18 protein-coding genes and 2 pseudogenes are annotated in these 16,361 nt (G+C 69.4%); 10 read left to right on the plus strand and 10 right to left on the minus strand.

All coding sequences use genetic code 11. The annotated features are described in order from the left end of the window. From ACFU6I_RS12760 to ACFU6I_RS12770, 3 genes and pseudogenes are all read right to left on the minus strand, one after another. Positions 1–81, minus strand: a pseudogene (locus ACFU6I_RS12760) (electron transfer flavoprotein subunit beta); the annotation flags it as partial. A 201-nt stretch (positions 82–282) separates the two neighbouring features. Next, positions 283–789: a flavin reductase family protein gene (locus ACFU6I_RS12765; RefSeq protein WP_384364545.1), complete on the minus strand. Its 507-nt coding sequence runs from the start codon at positions 787–789 to the stop codon at positions 283–285. A 196-nt stretch (positions 790–985) separates the two neighbouring features. Then, positions 986–1,312 carry a thioredoxin family protein gene (locus tag ACFU6I_RS12770; protein ID WP_266988723.1) on the minus strand — a complete coding sequence of 109 codons (327 nt, stop codon included), beginning with the start codon at positions 1,310–1,312 and terminating at the stop codon, positions 986–988. Between the two features lie 218 nt (positions 1,313–1,530). On the opposite strand from ACFU6I_RS12770, the gene ACFU6I_RS12775 reads away from it, so the two are divergent. After that, positions 1,531–2,253 carry a lysophospholipid acyltransferase family protein gene (locus ACFU6I_RS12775; protein WP_384364768.1) on the plus strand — a complete coding sequence of 241 codons (723 nt, stop codon included), beginning with the start codon at positions 1,531–1,533 and terminating at the stop codon, positions 2,251–2,253. Positions 2,254–2,384: 131 nt separating this feature from the next. On the opposite strand, the pseudogene ACFU6I_RS12780 reads toward ACFU6I_RS12775, so the two are convergent. The 5 genes and pseudogenes from ACFU6I_RS12780 to ACFU6I_RS12800 all read right to left on the minus strand — a co-directional run. Then, a pseudogene (locus ACFU6I_RS12780) lies at positions 2,385–2,741 on the minus strand (cytoplasmic protein); the annotation flags it as partial. A gap of 23 nt (positions 2,742–2,764) precedes the next feature. After that, a complete protein-coding gene (locus tag ACFU6I_RS12785; protein WP_384364548.1) occupies positions 2,765–3,364 on the minus strand; it encodes a transglutaminase domain-containing protein in 600 nt (199 codons plus the stop codon). A gap of 78 nt (positions 3,365–3,442) precedes the next feature. Then, a complete protein-coding gene (locus ACFU6I_RS12790) occupies positions 3,443–4,504 on the minus strand; it encodes a threonine aldolase family protein (protein ID WP_384364551.1) in 1,062 nt (353 codons plus the stop codon). Continuing rightward, positions 4,501–5,268 (minus strand): SDR family NAD(P)-dependent oxidoreductase, encoded by a 768-nt coding sequence (locus ACFU6I_RS12795; protein WP_384364771.1) that lies wholly within the window; start codon positions 5,266–5,268, stop codon positions 4,501–4,503. The genes ACFU6I_RS12790 and ACFU6I_RS12795 overlap by 4 nt, the downstream gene beginning before the upstream one ends. Positions 5,269–5,294: 26 nt before the next feature. Continuing rightward, positions 5,295–6,692 carry a DUF6421 family protein gene (locus ACFU6I_RS12800; protein ID WP_384364554.1) on the minus strand — a complete coding sequence of 466 codons (1,398 nt, stop codon included), beginning with the start codon at positions 6,690–6,692 and terminating at the stop codon, positions 5,295–5,297. A 552-nt stretch (positions 6,693–7,244) separates the two neighbouring features. On the opposite strand from ACFU6I_RS12800, the gene ACFU6I_RS12805 reads away from it, so the two are divergent. Further along, on the plus strand, positions 7,245–7,895 hold the full coding sequence (locus ACFU6I_RS12805; protein ID WP_384364774.1) for a glycerophosphodiester phosphodiesterase: 651 nt from the start codon (positions 7,245–7,247) through the stop codon (positions 7,893–7,895). A gap of 12 nt (positions 7,896–7,907) precedes the next feature. On the opposite strand, the gene ACFU6I_RS12810 is transcribed toward ACFU6I_RS12805, so the two are convergent. Beyond that, positions 7,908–8,465: a GNAT family N-acetyltransferase gene (locus ACFU6I_RS12810; protein WP_384364557.1), complete on the minus strand. Its 558-nt coding sequence runs from the start codon at positions 8,463–8,465 to the stop codon at positions 7,908–7,910. 75 nt (positions 8,466–8,540) lie between these two features. On the opposite strand from ACFU6I_RS12810, the gene ACFU6I_RS12815 reads away from it, so the two are divergent. The 6 genes from ACFU6I_RS12815 (at position 8,541) to ACFU6I_RS12840 (ending at position 12,394) form a co-directional block, all read left to right on the plus strand. Continuing rightward, positions 8,541–8,927, plus strand: a complete 387-nt coding sequence (locus ACFU6I_RS12815) for a VOC family protein (protein WP_384364560.1) — start codon at positions 8,541–8,543, stop codon at positions 8,925–8,927. Between the two features lie 152 nt (positions 8,928–9,079). Then, the gene (locus ACFU6I_RS12820) at positions 9,080–9,670 is read left to right on the plus strand and encodes a DUF5134 domain-containing protein (protein WP_384364563.1); all 591 of its coding nucleotides are present in this window, start codon (positions 9,080–9,082) and stop codon (positions 9,668–9,670) included. 86 nt (positions 9,671–9,756) lie between these two features. After that, positions 9,757–10,692, plus strand: coding sequence for a M56 family metallopeptidase (locus tag ACFU6I_RS12825; RefSeq protein ID WP_384364566.1), 936 nt, complete (start codon positions 9,757–9,759; stop codon positions 10,690–10,692). Between the two features lie 33 nt (positions 10,693–10,725). Then, entirely contained in the window at positions 10,726–11,424 is a 699-nt protein-coding gene (locus ACFU6I_RS12830) for a phosphatase PAP2 family protein (protein WP_384364569.1), read from the plus strand. Between the two features lie 19 nt (positions 11,425–11,443). After that, entirely contained in the window at positions 11,444–12,136 is a 693-nt protein-coding gene (locus tag ACFU6I_RS12835; RefSeq protein ID WP_384364572.1) for an HAD family hydrolase, read from the plus strand. A 78-nt stretch (positions 12,137–12,214) separates the two neighbouring features. Continuing rightward, positions 12,215–12,394, plus strand: coding sequence for a hypothetical protein (locus tag ACFU6I_RS12840; protein ID WP_384364575.1), 180 nt, complete (start codon positions 12,215–12,217; stop codon positions 12,392–12,394). A 158-nt stretch (positions 12,395–12,552) separates the two neighbouring features. Here ACFU6I_RS12840 and ACFU6I_RS12845 read toward each other — a convergent pair whose 3' ends face one another. After that, positions 12,553–14,043, minus strand: a complete 1,491-nt coding sequence (locus tag ACFU6I_RS12845; RefSeq protein ID WP_384364578.1) for an LVIVD repeat-containing protein — start codon at positions 14,041–14,043, stop codon at positions 12,553–12,555. A 177-nt stretch (positions 14,044–14,220) separates the two neighbouring features. On the opposite strand from ACFU6I_RS12845, the gene ACFU6I_RS12850 reads away from it, so the two are divergent. After that, positions 14,221–14,889, plus strand: coding sequence for a DUF305 domain-containing protein (locus ACFU6I_RS12850; protein ID WP_384364581.1), 669 nt, complete (start codon positions 14,221–14,223; stop codon positions 14,887–14,889). A gap of 78 nt (positions 14,890–14,967) precedes the next feature. Continuing rightward, entirely contained in the window at positions 14,968–16,350 is a 1,383-nt protein-coding gene (locus ACFU6I_RS12855) for an FAD-dependent oxidoreductase (protein ID WP_384364584.1), read from the plus strand. Positions 16,351–16,361: the final 11 nt, after the last annotated feature.

The following is a 16,361-nucleotide window of genomic DNA, read 5'->3' on the forward strand; positions in this document are numbered from 1 at the left end:
CAGCGTCAGATCATCAGCGAAGTGCCGGTCACCAGTGGCATCGGGCACATACTTCACACAGACAACGATCCTCAAGCTCACGCCGGCTCTCCTACTGCATCGTCATTTCTGGGCTGCCTTGATGCACGCAGCATAGGCGCCTGATGGGACGGATTCCGGTCGGGGCGACCGATGCTCCGAGCGACATATTACTCGCCAGTACACCCAGTACGTCACCCATGAGCAAGCGCTTTGCACTGTGATCTGGCCGACGCCCGGTGCCCATGCGCCACCTGGGAACTCTCAGTCCCGCAACGCCGTGAAGCGACCCTGGTGATAGAGCAGCGGGCGGCCGCCCCCGGCCGGATCGCCGACGACGGCCTCCGCTATCACGATCCGGTGGTCCCCCGCCGGGATCCGCGCCACCACGCGGCAGACCAGCCACGCAAGCACCCCGTCGAGCAGCGGGACACCTTCCGGCCCACTGCGCCAATAGGTGGACGGACCGAACCGGTCGGCGCCGCTGCGCGCGAATGTGGCGGCCAGCTCCTGCTGGTGCTCACCCAGTATGTGAACGCCGATGTGCTCGGCCTCCGCCACGACCGGCCAGCTGGAGGACGAGGTCCCCACACCGAAGGAGATGAGCGGCGGCTCGGCGGCGACGGAGTTCAGGGAGGTCGCGGTGAAGCCGACCGGCCGGTCACCGGCGGCGGTGATCACCGCAACTCCGGCGGCATGCTGCCGGAAGACGGAGCGCAGGAGATCGGGGGAAGCCGTGCGGGCGCTGGAGAGCTCGGGCGAAGCCGTCATGGAGATGTCCTTCTGCAAGGGAGGCGTACGGGGCCGTGGGTGCTCAGGCACCCGGACAGCGCGCACTCGCGTTGCGGGCGAGGTCCACGTGGACCCGGCCGTAGAGAAGGAGTTCCGGCGGCATAGCGTCAGACTGACGATGCGTGGTGGGTGCAGTCAAGAGGGTTCCGCAATGTGGGAGATGCATCACGGTCCGTTACATCGCGTGCCCCAACGCGGCGACGACATCGACGGTTCGGGGCTGCCCGACCGCTCGGCGGACGATCCGGCCGGTCGCATCGAGAACCAGCACCGTCGGCGTACGGCTGATGTCGAGCTCGCGCACGAGAGTGAGATGCGCCTCGGCGTCGATTTCGACGTGGGCGACGCCGTCGACCATTCCGGCCACCTCGCCGAGGGTGCGGCGGGTGGCCCGGCAGGGCTGGCAGAAGGCGCTGGAGAACTGCACGAGGGTGGCCCGCTCCCCCAATTCCGCGCCGAGTTGGGCCGCATCCAGCCTGTTCGCACGTGCCTGCCCGTCCACCGTCCGCCTCCTGTCAGAGCCCCTCGCAAGGGGTCAGCACCGTCGGGCGCGGAGTCATTCCCGCCGACTCCACGTGACGAGAATCTCGCGCCCCGCGCCCGCCGAGACTGGCCACCGCGGCGGACATGGGGCACGATCGGCGCAATGCCGAAAACCTACGGCTGCGTAACTTCCGCCGGGAGAACCCTCCCCAGGCGCTGAAGAAGGGTCTTCTCCAGATGGCAGAACTCGTCTATCGGCCGGTCATCGGCGCCGCTCGCACCATGTTCAAGGCGCTGGACCTGAAGATCGACACTCAGGGTTCGGAGCACATCCCGAAGACCGGCGGTGCGGTACTGGTCAGCAACCACATCAGCTATCTCGACTTCATCTTCACCGGGCTCGCGGCGCTGCCGCAGAAGCGGCTGGTCCGCTTCATGGCGAAGGAATCGGTCTTCCGGCACAAGGTCTCCGGTCCGCTGATGCGCGGCATGAAGCACATCCCGGTCGACCGGAAGCAGGGCGAGGAGGCGTATGCCCACGCCCTCGCCTCACTGCGCTCCGGCGAGATCATCGGCGTCTTCCCCGAGGCGACCATTTCGCAGTCGTTCACGCTGAAGAGCTTCAAGTCGGGCGCGGCCCGACTGGCCCAGGAGGCCGGCGTACCGCTGATCCCGATGGCCCTGTGGGGCACGCAGCGGATCTGGACCAAGGGGCGGCCGCGCAACTTCAAGCGCAGCCACACCCCGGTGACGATCCGGGTCGGTGCCCCGATGGAGGCCCCCACCGACCAGTACGCGGGTGCGATCACCCGACGTCTGCGGGAAGGGGTGCAGGAGCTCCTCGAAGCGGCGCAGCGCGCCTACCCGGTGCGGCCGAGGGACGCGAGCGACACCTGGTGGGTGCCCGCGCACCTCGGCGGTACGGCTCCGACGCCCGCCGAGGTGCGCGAGGCCAGCTGACGGGGCCCGTTCACCACCACGGCTGAAACGTCACTCCGGGGTGCGCACGGTGATCCGCGCCCCGGGGCTCAGCGCCTCCGGCGTCTCGGCGGGTTCGGCGCCTGCGGCTTCGAGCTCGCGGATCGTCGTCGACCGACCGGGACCGGATGGGTGACGCCGATCGCGTTGCAGGCGTCGACCAGCAGATCGATCCGCGGCAGTCCGGCCTCGGTGAGAGCGCGCCCGGCGAGCGCCTCGGCGGAGTTGCGGCTACGGGACGGCTCGGCGCCGAAGGCCGCGTACGCGGCCTGCCAGGAGGCAATGTGGGGGCCTCGTGCGGGCCCCCTGCCGTCGAGCTGTTCGACGAGCCGTCGGGCGGCATCGTCCAGCAGGGCCGAGCTGTCCTCACGGCTCGTCCCGTTGGCCGGCGCACGCGCCTCGACGGCGAGGCGGGTGAAGCCGAGCGCAAGGGTGCGCGCGTCGTCGGAAACGGTGGGCGTCAGCGGCATCCGCCACTCTGCCTCTGGACGGGTCAGAGCGCGGTCGGAAGCGTGCGCCACAGGTGCGTGCGGTCCTCGGCAGTCTGCAGGGCGCGCAGAACCGCCGGATGCGGTGCCGCATAGAGGATTGGATAGTCCACGCCATTGGACTCCGGCCCGATGGGCCAGGCCAGCCGTTCCTCGTCGAGCGAGAACTGGGCGTCGACACCCTGCTTGTTGCCGCGCGGGTCCTGGCGGTCCCAGCGGTCCCGGCCCGGCAGGCGCACGGCGATCAGCCCGTGCAGGACGTCCGGATCCCCGTTCTCGTCGTGGAAGCCCTGGTAGCAGAGGGCCGTCGGGATACCTGCCGCGCGCAGCAGGGCCGCCAGCGCGTGGGACTTGGAATGACAGATGCCGTTACGGGTGGCGAGGACGTCCGAGGCGCGCCAGCTGACCCTGGGATCACCCGAGTCGACGGAGTGCGGAATGGTGTCGCGGACGAACTCATAGGCCGCGAGCGCGTATGAGTATGCGTCGTCGCCATCGACGCGAAGGCGGTCGACGGTCTGCCGTACGAGCGGATGCTCGTGATCGATGGCCACATCGGCGGCGAGATAGGCGTCCAGGGCAGGGGTTTGCTGGGTCAGCTCCATGCATGCAGAGCGTACGGAAGCGGCCGACCGGAAAGCAATGACTTTCCGGTCGGCCGCATATTCATGCGCAGCGTGATGCTACTTGGCGATCTCTTCCTTCAGCGCGAGGACGAACGCGTCCACGTCGTCCTCCGTGGTGTCGAAGGAGCACATCCAGCGCACATCGCCGGCGGTCTCGTCCCAGAAGTAAAAACGGAAGCGCTTCTGGAGCCGCTCGCTCACGTCGTGCGGCAGACGCGCGAAGACGGCGTTCGCCTGGACCGGGTAGAGGATCTCCACGCCCTCCACCGCCCGGACGCCCTCCGCGAGCCGCTGAGCCATGGCGTTGGCGTGCCGGGCGTTGCGCAGCCACAGGTCACCGGCGAGCAGCGCCTCCAGTTGCACCGAAACGAAACGCATCTTCGATGCCAGCTGCATCGACAGCTTCCGCAGATGCTTCATGGCCCGCACGGCATCGGGGTTCAGGACGACGACGGCCTCACCGAAGAGGGCCCCGTTCTTGGTGCCGCCGAACGAGAGGACGTCGACGCCGACCTCGCTGGTGAAGGTACGCACAGGGACGCCCAGCGACGCCGCGGCGTTGGCGATCCGCGCCCCGTCGAGGTGGACCTTCATGCCGCGCTCGTGGGAGTGCTCGCAGATGGCGCGGATCTCATCGGGCGTGTAGACGGTGCCGAGCTCGGTGTTCTGAGTGATCGACACGACCTGGGGCATCGCGCGGTGTTCGTCGTCCCAGCCGTACGCCTGCCGGTCGATGAGCTCGGGGGTGAGCTTGCCGTCCGGGGTCGGCACGGTGAGCAGCTTGAGGCCGCCCACGCGCTCCGGGGCGCCGCCCTCGTCCACGTTGATGTGCGCGGACTCGGCGCAGATGACCGCGCCCCAGCGATCGGTCATCGCCTGCAGCGAGACGACATTCGCCCCGGTGCCGTTGAAGACCGGGAACGCCTCGGCGGTGGGGCCGAAGTGCCCCTTGACGATCTGCTGGAGGTTCTCGGTGTAGTCGTCCTCGCCATAGGCGATCTGGTGACCGCCGTTGGCGAGGGCGATGGCCGCGAGGATCTCCGGGTGGGCGCCCGCGTAGTTGTCACTGGCGAATCCGCGTATCTGCGGATCGTGGCGACGTCGCGCGTCGGTCCTCATGGTTGCGGGGTCAGCCACAGACGCTTTCCGTTCACTTCGGAGGCGGGCTTGGACCAGACGCCGGCGATGGCCTCGGCCAGCTCCTTGACGTCGGTGAAGCCCGCGAACTTCGCATTCGGGCGCTCGGCGCGCATCGCGTCGTGCACCAGTGCCTTGACGATCAGGATCGCAGCCGCTGTCCTCGGCCCTTCCTCGCCCCCCGCCTTGCGGAAGGCGTCCGCGAGCGCAAGGGTCCAGGCCTCGGCGGCCGCCTTCGACGCGGCGTAGGCGGCATTGCCCGCAGTGGGCTTGCTCGCCCCGGCCGCGCTGATCAGCAGGTAGCGGCCGCGGTCGCTGCGCTGGAGCCCTTCCTGGAAGGCCAGCGAGGTGTGCTGAACCGTGCGGATCAGCAGCTTCTCCAGGAGATCCCAGTCCGCGAGGTCGGTCTCGGCGAAGGTGGCGCTACCGCGCCAGCCGCCCACCAGGTGGACCAGGCCGTCGATCCGGCCGAACTCCTTCTCGGTCTTGTCCGCCCATGCCCGGGCGGCGTCGAGATCGAGCAGATCGACGGTGTCGCCGGTGACGGTGGCGCCGCCGTGGGCGTACCGTGCGGCGTCGACGGCCTCCGCCAGGCGGGTGGCATCCGCGTCCGAGGCGACGACGATCGCACCGGCCTCGGCGAGCCTGAGCAGCGTCGCCCGGCCCGCCGGTCCGGCGGCTCCGGCAACGGCGATCACCGCGCCTTCCAGCGCGCCGTTCCCATTGCCCGTGCCGTTTGCGTTCATGGTCACCGCCTCCTTCGAACGAGCGCTCACGCGGCTGCCTGCTCGGCGTCCGCCGCGGTGATCCCCCTGGTGGAGGCGATCACATTCTTCAGCTTCTTGGCGAGCGCCTCATAGAACATGCTCAGCGGAAACTCGTCCGGAAGCACGTCGTCCACGAGCTTGCGAGGCGGCTGCGAGAGGTCCAGGGCGTCCGGACCCTTGGCCCAGCGGGAGCCGGGGTGCGGGGCCAGGTAGGTCGAGACCAGGTCGTACGCGGCGAACCAGTGGACCAGCTTGGGGCGGTCGATGCCGTCGCGGTAGAGCTTCTCGATCTCGCCGCAGAGCTGGTTGGTGACCTGCGGAGCCCTGTCCCAGTCGATCTTCAGGGTGTTGTCGGTCCAGCGGATCACATCGTGCTTGTGGAGGTACGCGAAGAGCAGCTGGCCGCCGAGACCGTCGTAGTTGCGGACCCGCTCGCCGGTGACCGGGAAGCGGAACATCCGGTCGAACAGCACGGCGTACTGCACGTCACGGCCCTGCGGGAAGCCGTCGGCCTCCAGCTTCACGGCCTCCTTGAAGGCGGTGAGGTCGCAGCGCAGCTCCTCCAGTCCGTACATCCAGAACGGCTGCCGCTGCTTGATCATGAACGGGTCGAACGGCAGGTCACCGTGGCTGTGGGTGCGGTCGTGGACCATGTCCCAGAGCACGAATGCCTGCTCGCAGCGCTGCTGGTCGCCGACCATCTCGCGGATGTCATCGGGCAGCTCCACGCCGAGGAGGTCGACGGAGGCCTCGGTGACGCGGCGGAAGCGGGCGGCCTCACGGTCGCAGAAGATGCCGCCCCAGCTGAAGCGCTCGGGGGCCTCGCGCACGGCGATCGTCTCCGGGAAGAGCACCGCGGAGTTGGTGTCGTAACCGGAGGTGAAGTCCTCGAAGGTGATGCCGCAGAAGAGCGGGTTGTCGTAGCGCGTGGCTTCGAGCTCGGCGAGCCATTCGGGCCAGACCATCCGCAGGACGACCGCTTCGAGATTGCGGTCCGGGTTGCCGTTCTGCGTGTACATCGCGAAGACGACCAGGTGCTGCAGACCGTCGGCGCGGTTCCTGGCGGGCTGGAAGGCGAGCAGCGAGTCCAGGAAGTCCGGCACACCGAAGCCGTCCGCCGCCCAGCGGCGCAGGTCCACGACGAGGGCGCGGTGGTACGCGGCATCGTGCGGGAGCAGCGGGGAAAGCTCTTCGATCGCGGCGATCACGCGTTCCAGCGTCGCCAGGACGGTGGCAGGCGAGGGGGCACCTTCGGCGTCGAAGTCGATCGAACCGTCCTTCGCCTGCCAGGGCCGGATCTCCTCCACGGCATCCCTGAGCGCGGGCCAGGCAGGCTGCTCGACCACCCGCTGGGCAGTAGCTATCGCGCCGACCTCGGCGTCGTGCACAAGAATTTCCGTCATCACACTTCCTCCACGGGAGAACCTCGCGTCAAGCAACCGTATCCATGTGTGGTTCTTCGAGACAAGTGAGCCTCAGAAAATTATCCTGCCGACCCCCACGGTGACCGCGATTCTTCCTGTCACACTCCGCTTGTGCGGCTCCTTCCGTCGGTTCCGGGGGACACCGGACCGCCGACGGTCGCACTTCCGGGCGTTCCGGCCGTGCAGGGCGCGCCCACGTACGGGTGACTCGGCTCGCCGGGCACCGGCGCTACCGGTAGGACGGGTGTCATCCACCTCCTCCTACCCCTGCGGAGACCGCCGCGTGAGTATCCGTGCCGTCCTTGTCGCAGCCGTCAACTCCGGATTCCTGCCCGGTGTCGCCGACGTCCCGGGACACGGCACCATTCACCCTCGCGCTACCGGCGCTCTCCGGGGTCCGGACCACTAGGCTGCCGAGTTGCCGTAAGCCGAGTGCCGAAGTGCCGCGTGGGCAGGAGCAGCACGCGGGGAGACGCCGTCGACGGAAGCGAGATTGCCTTGACTTTTCTCACCATCGGTCATCGCGGGGTGATGGGTGTCGAGCCGGAGAACACCCTGCGGTCGTTCGTCCACGCCGAGCAGGCCGGCATGGACGTCATCGAACTGGACCTTCATCTGAGCAAGGACGGCGCACTCGCCGTCATGCACGACGCCGAGGTGGACCGGACGACCGACGGCACGGGCCCGATCGCCGAGAAAACCATTGCCGAGCTGCGGGAACTCGATGCCGGGCAGGGCGAACGGGTGCCCGTCTTCGAGCAGGTGCTCGATGCCGTGCGCTCCCCCTTGCAGGCGGAGATCAAGGATGCGGCCGCTGCCCGGGCGCTGGCCGAGGTGATGCTGCGGCGCGATCTCGTCGACCGGGTCGAGGTGTCGTCGTTCCACGACGAGGCGGTCGCCGAGATCACTCAACTGGTGCCGGGGGTACGGACCGTCCTCATCGCCAGCCGGTGGAAGAGCGATGTGGTGGACCGGGCGAAGGCGGTGGGCGCGGCGACGCTCGCGCTGAACATCCGCCGTCTCACGCTGGAGGTCGTCGAGCAGGCCCACGCCGAGGGAGTGAAGGTCATCGGCTGGGTGGTGAACACCCAGGATCATCTGCGTCTGGTCCGCGCCCTGGGGCTGGACGGCGCGACCACCGACTTCCCGGAGATCCGCCGCGCCGGCCGCTTCACCGCGTAGGTGCGGGGAGGGCTAGCCCTCCTTCAGATCCTTGATCAGCAGCTCGAAGGCGAGATCGTCGCGCTGGGGGACGCCGAAGCGCTCGTCGCCGTACGGGAACGGGCTCAGCTCTCCCGTACGGCGGTAGCCGCGGCGCTCGTACCAGGCGATCAGTTCCTCGCGCACCGAGATCACGGTCATGTGCATCTCGGCGGCGCCCCAGCTCTCCCGGACGGTGCGTTCGGCCTCGGCGATGATCAGCTTGCCGAGGCCGCCGCCCTGAAGCTCGGGGCGGACCGCGAACATCCCGAAGTAGGCGGCTTCCCCCCGGTGTTCGAGCTGACAGCAGGCGATCAGTTCGCTGTCCCGCTCCACCACGAGCAGTCGGCTGCCGGGGGCCTCGACCACCGCGCGGACCCCATCGGGGTCGGTCCGCTGCCCCTGCAGGATGTCCGCCTCGGTCGTCCACCCAGCGCGGCTCGAGTCGCCCCGGTACGCCGACTCGATCAGCGAAACGAGCGCGGGCACATCGGCGTCCGCCGCGTCGCGGAAGGTCAGCTGTCCCGGGTCGCGGGGCGGGGCGATGTCCATGGTGAGGTTCTCCGTTTCTCTGCTGGGCCGTGCCGCAGCAGAGTAGCTCGCCGGTCCGCGCCTAATGTCTCGACCATGGTGCATGTGCTGAGCAGTCGGGTCCTGTTGAGCCCTACCGACCCCGAGCGGTCACGGACGTTCTACGGAGAGTCCCTCGGGCTGCCGGTGTACCGGGAGTTCGGGACCGGCCCCGAGCGCGGGACGGTGTACTTCCTGGGCGGCGGCTTCCTGGAGGTCTCCGGGCAATCCGTCGCGCCGCCCTCGCCCGGGCTGCGGCTGTGGCTGCAGGTCGCGGACGTCCGGGCGGCGTACGAGGAACTGTCGACCCGGGGCGTCGAGGTGGAACGGCCGCCGGTGCGAGAGCCGTGGGGGCTCGTGGAGATGTGGATCTCCGATCCGGACGGCGTGCGGATCGCGGTCGTCGAAGTGCCGGAGGACCATCCGCTGCGATTCCGGCCCTGAGGGCGGCGCCCCGCGACGGCGCACAAGTGACCACACCCTTCTGGGGGTTTCCTCCACGCGCTCCCCTCTTACATCAGTGCGCCGCGTACGCCCTGCCGGGCCGGGGCATCGACTAGTCGACACCGACGTCGTACGTCCTGGGGAGGTGCGCTGTGCACGGACCGGCGATGTCCGGCTGGCTGCTGATGGCGCTGTGCGGGGTCACGGGCGCGTACTGCCTGCTGCGGATGCGCGGCGGGACGGCGGAGGAGCGCAGAACGGCGCGCGATGAGGCGGTCATGGGCTTCGGCATGGCCGCGATGGCGGCGCCCGCCGCGGTCTTCCCGCCGCCCGTGTGGGGATGGGCCGTGTATGTGGTGCTCTTCGGCGCGGCCGCGTTGCGCGGTCTCTGGTTCGCCCGCCGCAGGGGGCACCATCTGCACCATCTGGTCGGCTCACTGGCCATGGTCTACATGGCGTCGGTGATGGCGCCGGGCAGTGGTACGGCAGCGCACGGTGCGGGCGGCGCGCACGGTGGACATCAGATGACGCAGGTCGCCGGTGGCGTGCCGCTGCTGACGGGGATGCTGCTCGTCTATTACGCGGCCTATGTGCTGCGGTCCGGGACACGGCTGATTCCGGTCGCCGCCGCGGGTCCGGCCGAGGGGCGGATCGGAAACAGCTGGGGCGCACGCCCGGAGCTGGCACTGGCCTGCCGGTTGACGATGGGGATCGCCATGTTCGCGATGCTGCTCACGCTGTGAGACAGGGGATGCGGTCGACCGTGGCGTACATCACTTGCCGAGCACAGCCATACCCGCGGGTACCACGCCACTCATAGGCTGACGTCATGTTGGTCTCCCTCGTGCTGCTGCTGCTCGGTGCACTGGCCGCCGTCGTGACCCCGCGGCTGATGGCGCGGGCCGAGTGGCCCGAGCGCGAGCCCGTGGTGGCGCTGTGGGTGTGGCAGTGCGTGGTGGCCGGGGTGCTGCTGTCCTTCGGACTCTCCATGACGTTCAGCGCGGCCGCCGCCTGGCAGGCGGTGCGCGGGCAGGTGTTCGCGCCCGCACCGCACGCCGTGGTGGAGGCGTACGCGCTGGCCGCGTACGGGCCGTGGTCCGCCGTCATCGCCGTTCTGCTGGCGCTGGGTGGCATCTGGAGCGCGGCGATGCTGACGCGGGAGATCCGCCGGGCACAGGTGCGGCGCAGGCGGCGTCGGGCCGAACTGCTGGTCCGTTCCCCGTTGATGCCCGGCGAGGAGCCCGGGACCGGTCGGCTCGTGGTGCTGGAGGGTGAGCGCCCCGACGCCTGGTGGCTCCCCGGAGCAGCACCTCAACTGGTCATCACCACTGCGGCTCTCGGACGACTGAAGGGACGTCAGCTGGATGCGGTGCTGGCCCATGAGCAGGGGCACGCGCAGGCGCGGCACGACTGGCTGCTGCACTGCTCCGCAGCGCTGGCGAACGGGTTCCCCCAGGTGCCGGTGTTCGCCGCTTTCCGTGACGAGATGCACCGGCTCGTCGAACTGGCGGCGGACGATGTGGCGTCACGGCGCTTCGGCCGGCTGACGATTGCTCTCGCCCTGGTCGAACTGAACGAGGAACGGGGCGTGTTCGGCCCCTGCCCGACACCGGGCGCGGAGCTGCCGCTGCGCGTGAACCGGCTGCTGTCCCCCGTCGAGCGGCTCACCGCGGGGCGTCGGCTGCGGCTGACCGCGGCGGCTGCCCTGGTGCCGATCGTGCCGCTTCTGGTGGCCTTCGTGCCGGGACTCAGCGCGCTGGGATAGCCGGTGTCGTGGTCCGTCCGCAAGGATCACCCCATGCACTCCCCAGTCCCGCCCCCGCCCCTCTCCCCGCCGAGCCGCTCGCCTGTTCTCCGAGCCGGCATCGTGTGCGGATGCCTCGCCCTGGTGCTGCTGGTCCTGGTCGCCCTGCGCTGGCCCCCACTGATGTCGCTGGACCGTACGGTCGCCGACGCGCTGCACCGCCGGGCGGTGACGGAGCCGGGCCTCGTGCACATCAACCGGATCCTGACCGACTGGGTGTGGGACCCCTGGACGATGCGCCTCCTTATCGCGGTCGCCGTGGTGATGCTGTGGTGGCGCGGAGCCCGGATGCTCGCGGGGTGGGTGGCGGCGACGAGCCTGTTCGCCACCCTGCTGCAGCAGGGGCTGAAGTCCGCGGTCGGCCGGGAGCGCCCTCAGTGGCCGAACCCGGTGGACTCCGCCCACTACGCGGCGTTCCCGTCCGGTCACGCCATGACGGCGGTGGTGAGCTGCGGTCTGCTGCTGTGGCTGCTGCACCGGCACGGCGTGCGGCGTCGGGTGTGGCGCGTCGCACTCGCGGTGGCGTGGGTCTCGGTGATCGGCGTGGGCGTGACCCGGCTCTATCTGGGGGTGCACTGGATGACCGATGTGCTGGGGGGCTGGCTGCTGGGTGCGACGGTGGTCGCGTTCTCGATCGCCGGGTTCGCCCGGTACGAGGGACGGCAACAGGTGACCTTGCCGCAACGCTCCTGAACCGGCGAGGATCGGACCCATGGTGATCAAGGGTGTGCTCTTCGACTTCTCCGGGACCCTCTTCTGCATCGAACCCGTCCGGTCCTGGCTCTCGGCGGTCCTCGCCGAGCGGGACATGACCGTGCCCGATGCCGACTTCGAGCGGTACGTGGCGGACCTGACGGCCGCCGGGGCGCTGCCGGGCGGCCCGGTGCCGCAGCACGTTCCCGACCGGCTCGCCGCGGCGTGGGCCACGCGCGACGAGAGTGCGGAACGGCACCGTGAGGTGTACACGGGGCTGGCCCGGCAGGTCGCCCTGCCGGATCCGGGGCTGTACGAGGCACTCTACGACCGGCACATGTCACCGACGGCGTGGCGGCCGTACCCGGACGCGGCGGAGGTGCTGGAGGCGCTGCGTGCGGGCGGGATCCGGGTCGGCGTGGTCAGCAACGTCGGCTGGGACCTGCGGCCGATCTTCCGCGCCCATGGTCTCGACGCCCTGGTCGACGCCTATGTCCTGTCGTACGAGCACGGGACCCAGAAGCCGGACCCACATCTTTTTCACACGGCCTGCACACTTATCGGCCAGGATCCGAAAGATGTGGTGATGGTGGGTGACGATCGACACGCGGATGGCGGAGCGGCCGCACTGGGGTGTGACGTGCGCTTCGTCGAGCATCTGCCGGTCGAGGAACGGCCGGGCGGGCTACGGGCACTCGGGCTCGTTCCGTGATCCCGCGGAGGGACATGTGAGAGATGTCCCTGACGCCCAATGGGTCCGATTGTCACACCAGGGCCTTAGCCTGGAGGCATGTCCCCTTATCCGTGCTCAGCCGATTCCGAACGTTCCGCCGCAGTGGTGAACGAAGAGATTCGCGACCTGTGGCAGCGTTCCGGCGGATGCCTGTCCCCGGACGACGAGGAGGAGTACCAGCGACTCCTGGTGGAGTGGGCCACGGTGACCGGCGGGAGCGCGAGGTCTGCCGCGTAAGCGGTACGCGCGGCATGAACCGGTCAACGCAGGGGTTCAGGATGTGCCCGCGCGGCGCAGCGGCCCATGAGACCCCGCACCACGCCCCGCCGGGCGAGGATCCGCCCGGCGGGAACGCGCCGTGAGCGCACGGGTCCGGCGAGACCCGTACAGCCGAATCAGTTGTCGAAGTAATCCGGCTGGGTCTGCACATTGAGCTCCGGCATCCGCACGCGCTTCGCCGGGTCGGTCCGCGGGTCGTCGAGCTTCAGGACGTCGAAGCCCTTGGCGATGTCGTTGGAGTAGATGTACCCGTTGTAGTAGTACGCCGACCAGGGGCCGGCCGTGGTGACGGCGTCCAGGTTCACGGGACCGCGCTCGAAGAACGCGATCTCCTTGGGCGCCGAGGAGTCGGTGAAGTCCCATACCGAGACTCCGCCCTGGTACCAGGCCTGGACCATCAGGTCGCGGCCCTTGACCGGGATGATCGAACCGTTGTGGGCGACGCAGACCTCGGTGGCGGCCTGCGGGCGGTCGATCTTGAAGTAGCTGCGGAAGACCAGCTTGCGGTGGTCGCCCTTGCCGACGATGTCGTAGATGCCGTCGGCACCGCGCTTCGGCCCGATCTCCTTGTTGCAGGTGGCCGCGCCGCCGCCGCCGAGCTCATCGGTGAAGACGACCTTGTCCGCCTTCTGGTTGAACGTCGCCGAGTGCCAGAAGGCGAAGTTCACATTGTCCTGAACCCGGTCGATGATCTTCGGGTTCTCCGGGTCCTTGATGGAGAACAGCAGGCCGTCCCCCATGCAGGCACCGGCGGCCAGGTCCTTCGACGGCAGCACCGTGATGTCGTGGCAGCCGGTCGTCTTCGAGACCCCGGGGTTGGTGGGCGCGCCCGGGTTGCCGCCGTCCGGGAAGAGCACCGGGAAGTTCACGACCGCGGCCTTCTGGGGCGCCTTGCGTGGCACCTTGATGACGGAGATCCCGTCGTGCGGCGGCTGGCAGTCCGGGAAGGCCTCGCTCGGCGAGTACGAGGAGACGTATATGTACACGCTGCTGCCCCCCGGAACCAGCGTGTGGGTGTGCGAGCCGCACGCGGTCTCGACGGCGGCGACGTACTTCGGGTTTCGCTTGTCGCTGATGTCGAAGATCTTCATGCCCTCCCAGGAGGACTTCTCCGTGGCGGGCTGGGTGGTGCTGGCGCACGAGTTGTCGCTGCGCGAGGAGTCGGTGGACAGGAACAGCAGGTTCCCGGAGACCGAGATGTCGTTCTGGGATCCGGGGCAGAGCACCTGGGCGACGGTCTTCGGGTCACTCGGGTTGCTGATGTCGTAGATCCGGAAGCCGTCGTAATTACCGGCGTATGCGTACTTCCCCTGGAAGGCCAGGTCCGTGTTGAGACCCTTGAGTGCGTCCTTCGGGACGTTGGCCAGCGGGGTGATGTTGTCGCTGTGGACGATCTCGTCCACGCCGGGTATCTCACCGTCCTCGATGGCGGCCGTGGCGGCTGCCTCCTGGCTTGCCGAGAGACCGGTGCGGGCCGCGGGTGAATCACCGGGGTCGGGCGTTGCGGCCGCCGGTCCGGCCATCAGCAGAGTGGCGAAGAGTCCGGCGGCGGCTGCCGCCACACTCAGACGTCTGCGCCGCACTCGGGTGGTGTGCAACGAAGTCACTGCTTCCTCCCCTGTACCAAAGCGTGGTTGAACGGTTGACTGACCCCGGCAGTATCGTCCTTCCCATGGGCATCCCAACAGATGGCAACAGGAACGTAATGAAAGTTACCGACCCCTGAGGGTCGCGGATGTGCGCCAATTGATCCAATACGACCCCATGTGGCACTGGAGGCAGCCTTGTTGATATTCCGTCAGGTCGCGCATGCGCACAGATCCGCAGTCGTCGCCGCCATTGCGACCGCCGTACTCTCCCTCGCCGCGTGCGATGCCGGCGGAGGCGGCCATGACGCCAACGCGCGTGCCGGAGGGGGCCCTTCGGTCGTGGCACCGGGGAAGCCGGGGGAGCCCGCGCAGACCCTGTCCGTCGAGGAGGCCGCGAAGGCCGCAGGGACCGACACCCCCAACTCGGCCGATTTCCGCTACGTGCAGATGATGATCCAACACCACGCCCAGGCACTGGAGTTGACCGCCCTGGTGCCGTCCCGTTCTTCGTCCACCTCGGTCAAGCGGCTTGCCGAGCGCATCTCCGCGGCGCAGAAGCCGGAGATCGGCGCCATGGAGGGATGGCTCACCCACAACGGCGGCAAGAAGCGCGCGGCCGGTCACGACCACGCCGGGATGCCCGGCATGGCGACGGAGGCTCAGCTGAAGCAGTTGCGGGCGGCGGAGGGCAAGGCCTTCGACAAGCTGTTCCTGCAGCTGATGATCACCCACCACCAGGGAGCGATCACGATGGCGACCGAGGCCCTCTCGGAGGGGAACAACGTTCAGGTCGAGGAGATGGCGGGCGATGTCGTCGCCCAGCAGACGGTCGAGATCGACCGGATGCGCGCTCTGTCCTCCTGACGCGCCGCGCGGCCGCACCTCTCCCCTGCCCCGCCGACCGGTGGGATGCTGGAGTCACCCTCCGGGAAGAGGTGCACCGTGCTCCGTGTCGCCGTCGTCGGCTCCGGACCCAGCGGGGTCTACACCGCTCAGTCGCTGGTCGAGCAGTCCCGCGTGCCCGATGTCCGGGTGGACGTGCTGGACCGGCTGCCCTGCCCGTACGGCCTCGTGCGGTACGGCGTCGCCCCCGACCACGAGAAGATCAAGTCTCTGCAGAAGAGTCTGCGGACCGTCCTGGAGCATGAGCGGATCACCTTTCTCGGCCATGTCCAGGTGGGCGGGGACGGGCTGCCACCAGAGCGGCTGAGTGAGCTCTACCATGCGGTGGTCTACTGCGTCGGGGCGGCAACCGACCGCGGTCTCGGTATTCCCGGCGAGGATCTGCCCGGCAGCCACTCGGCGACCGAATTCGTCTCCTGGTACAGCGCACATCCTGATGCGGCTGCCGACAGCTTTGCGTTGCAGGCCCGTTCGGCCGTGGTGATCGGGGTCGGCAATGTGGCGGTCGACGTGGCGCGGATCCTCTCGCGCGGCGCCGAGGAGCTGCGGCCCACCGACGTGCCCCACCCGGCGCTCGGCGCGCTGGCCGGCAGCCGGGTGCGCGAGGTGCACATGGCGGGCAGACGGGGACCGTCGCAGGCCAGGTTCACCACCAAGGAGCTGCGCGAGCTGGGCGGGCTGCCGGGGGCGCGGGTCGTGGTGGACGGGGCGGAGCTTGCCCGCGATCCGGCGTACGCCCCCGTCGGGGCGCCGACGGTTCCACCGGTGACGCTGCCCGCGGTGGTGCGGCGCAATATCGAGGTGCTGCGCGGGTGGGCCGAGGCCGGTACCCCTGCCATCGGGCCCGACCCGATGCGCACGATCCACCTGCGGTTCTTTCTGCGTCCCGTCGAACTCCTCGAACGGGACGGGCGGGTCGCCGGGGTCCGGTTCGCACACACCGCGCCGGACGGCAGCGGAGGCGTTCAGGACACCGGTGCGTACGAGGAGATCGACGCCCAGCTCGTCCTGCGGGCCGTCGGCTATCGCGGGCTGCCGCTGCCCGGTCTGCCGTTCGATCCGGCCCGCGGCACCGTGCCCCACCTGGCGGGGCGGGTGCTGCGGGACGGCGTGCCGTCACCCGGGGAGTATGTCGCGGGGTGGATCAAGCGGGGGCCGACCGGAGTGATCGGCTCGAACCGGCCGTGCGCGAAGGAGACGGTCGCGTCACTGCTGGACGATGCGCCGTTGCTCGAGGGGCGGCCCTTGGCCCCCGATCCGGTGGCCGCGCTGCGGGCATGGGGACTACGGCCGGTGGAATGGGACGGCTGGCTGTCGATCGAGCGGGCTGAGGCGGCCCTCGGGCAGTCGCTCGGCCGAGGGCCGGTGAAGATTCCGGACTGGACGGGGCTCCTGCAGGCCGCACACGGCGACCGCCGCTGAACCGCTCCGGG

The sequence above is a fragment of the Streptomyces sp. NPDC057486 genome (assembly GCF_042802415.1).
Lineage (GTDB): Bacteria > Actinomycetota > Actinomycetes > Streptomycetales > Streptomycetaceae > Streptomyces > Streptomyces yanii.

Coding starts and splice junctions, on each gene's coding strand:
- ACFU6I_RS12765 (WP_384364545.1), bottom strand. CDS start 789: ATGACGGCTTCGCCCGAGCTCTCCAGCGCCCGCACGGCTTCCCCCGAT.
- ACFU6I_RS12775 (WP_384364768.1), top strand. CDS start 1,531: ATGGCAGAACTCGTCTATCGGCCGGTCATCGGCGCCGCTCGCACCATG.
- ACFU6I_RS12785 (WP_384364548.1), bottom strand. CDS start 3,364: ATGGAGCTGACCCAGCAAACCCCTGCCCTGGACGCCTATCTCGCCGCC.
- ACFU6I_RS12790 (WP_384364551.1), bottom strand. CDS start 4,504: ATGAGGACCGACGCGCGACGTCGCCACGATCCGCAGATACGCGGATTC.
- ACFU6I_RS12795 (WP_384364771.1), bottom strand. CDS start 5,268: ATGAACGCAAACGGCACGGGCAATGGGAACGGCGCGCTGGAAGGCGCG.
- ACFU6I_RS12800 (WP_384364554.1), bottom strand. CDS start 6,692: ATGACGGAAATTCTTGTGCACGACGCCGAGGTCGGCGCGATAGCTACT.
- ACFU6I_RS12805 (WP_384364774.1), top strand. CDS start 7,245: ATGGGTGTCGAGCCGGAGAACACCCTGCGGTCGTTCGTCCACGCCGAG.
- ACFU6I_RS12810 (WP_384364557.1), bottom strand. CDS start 8,465: ATGGACATCGCCCCGCCCCGCGACCCGGGACAGCTGACCTTCCGCGAC.
- ACFU6I_RS12815 (WP_384364560.1), top strand. CDS start 8,541: ATGGTGCATGTGCTGAGCAGTCGGGTCCTGTTGAGCCCTACCGACCCC.
- ACFU6I_RS12825 (WP_384364566.1), top strand. CDS start 9,757: ATGTTGGTCTCCCTCGTGCTGCTGCTGCTCGGTGCACTGGCCGCCGTC.
- ACFU6I_RS12830 (WP_384364569.1), top strand. CDS start 10,726: ATGCACTCCCCAGTCCCGCCCCCGCCCCTCTCCCCGCCGAGCCGCTCG.
- ACFU6I_RS12835 (WP_384364572.1), top strand. CDS start 11,444: ATGGTGATCAAGGGTGTGCTCTTCGACTTCTCCGGGACCCTCTTCTGC.
- ACFU6I_RS12840 (WP_384364575.1), top strand. CDS start 12,215: ATGTCCCCTTATCCGTGCTCAGCCGATTCCGAACGTTCCGCCGCAGTG.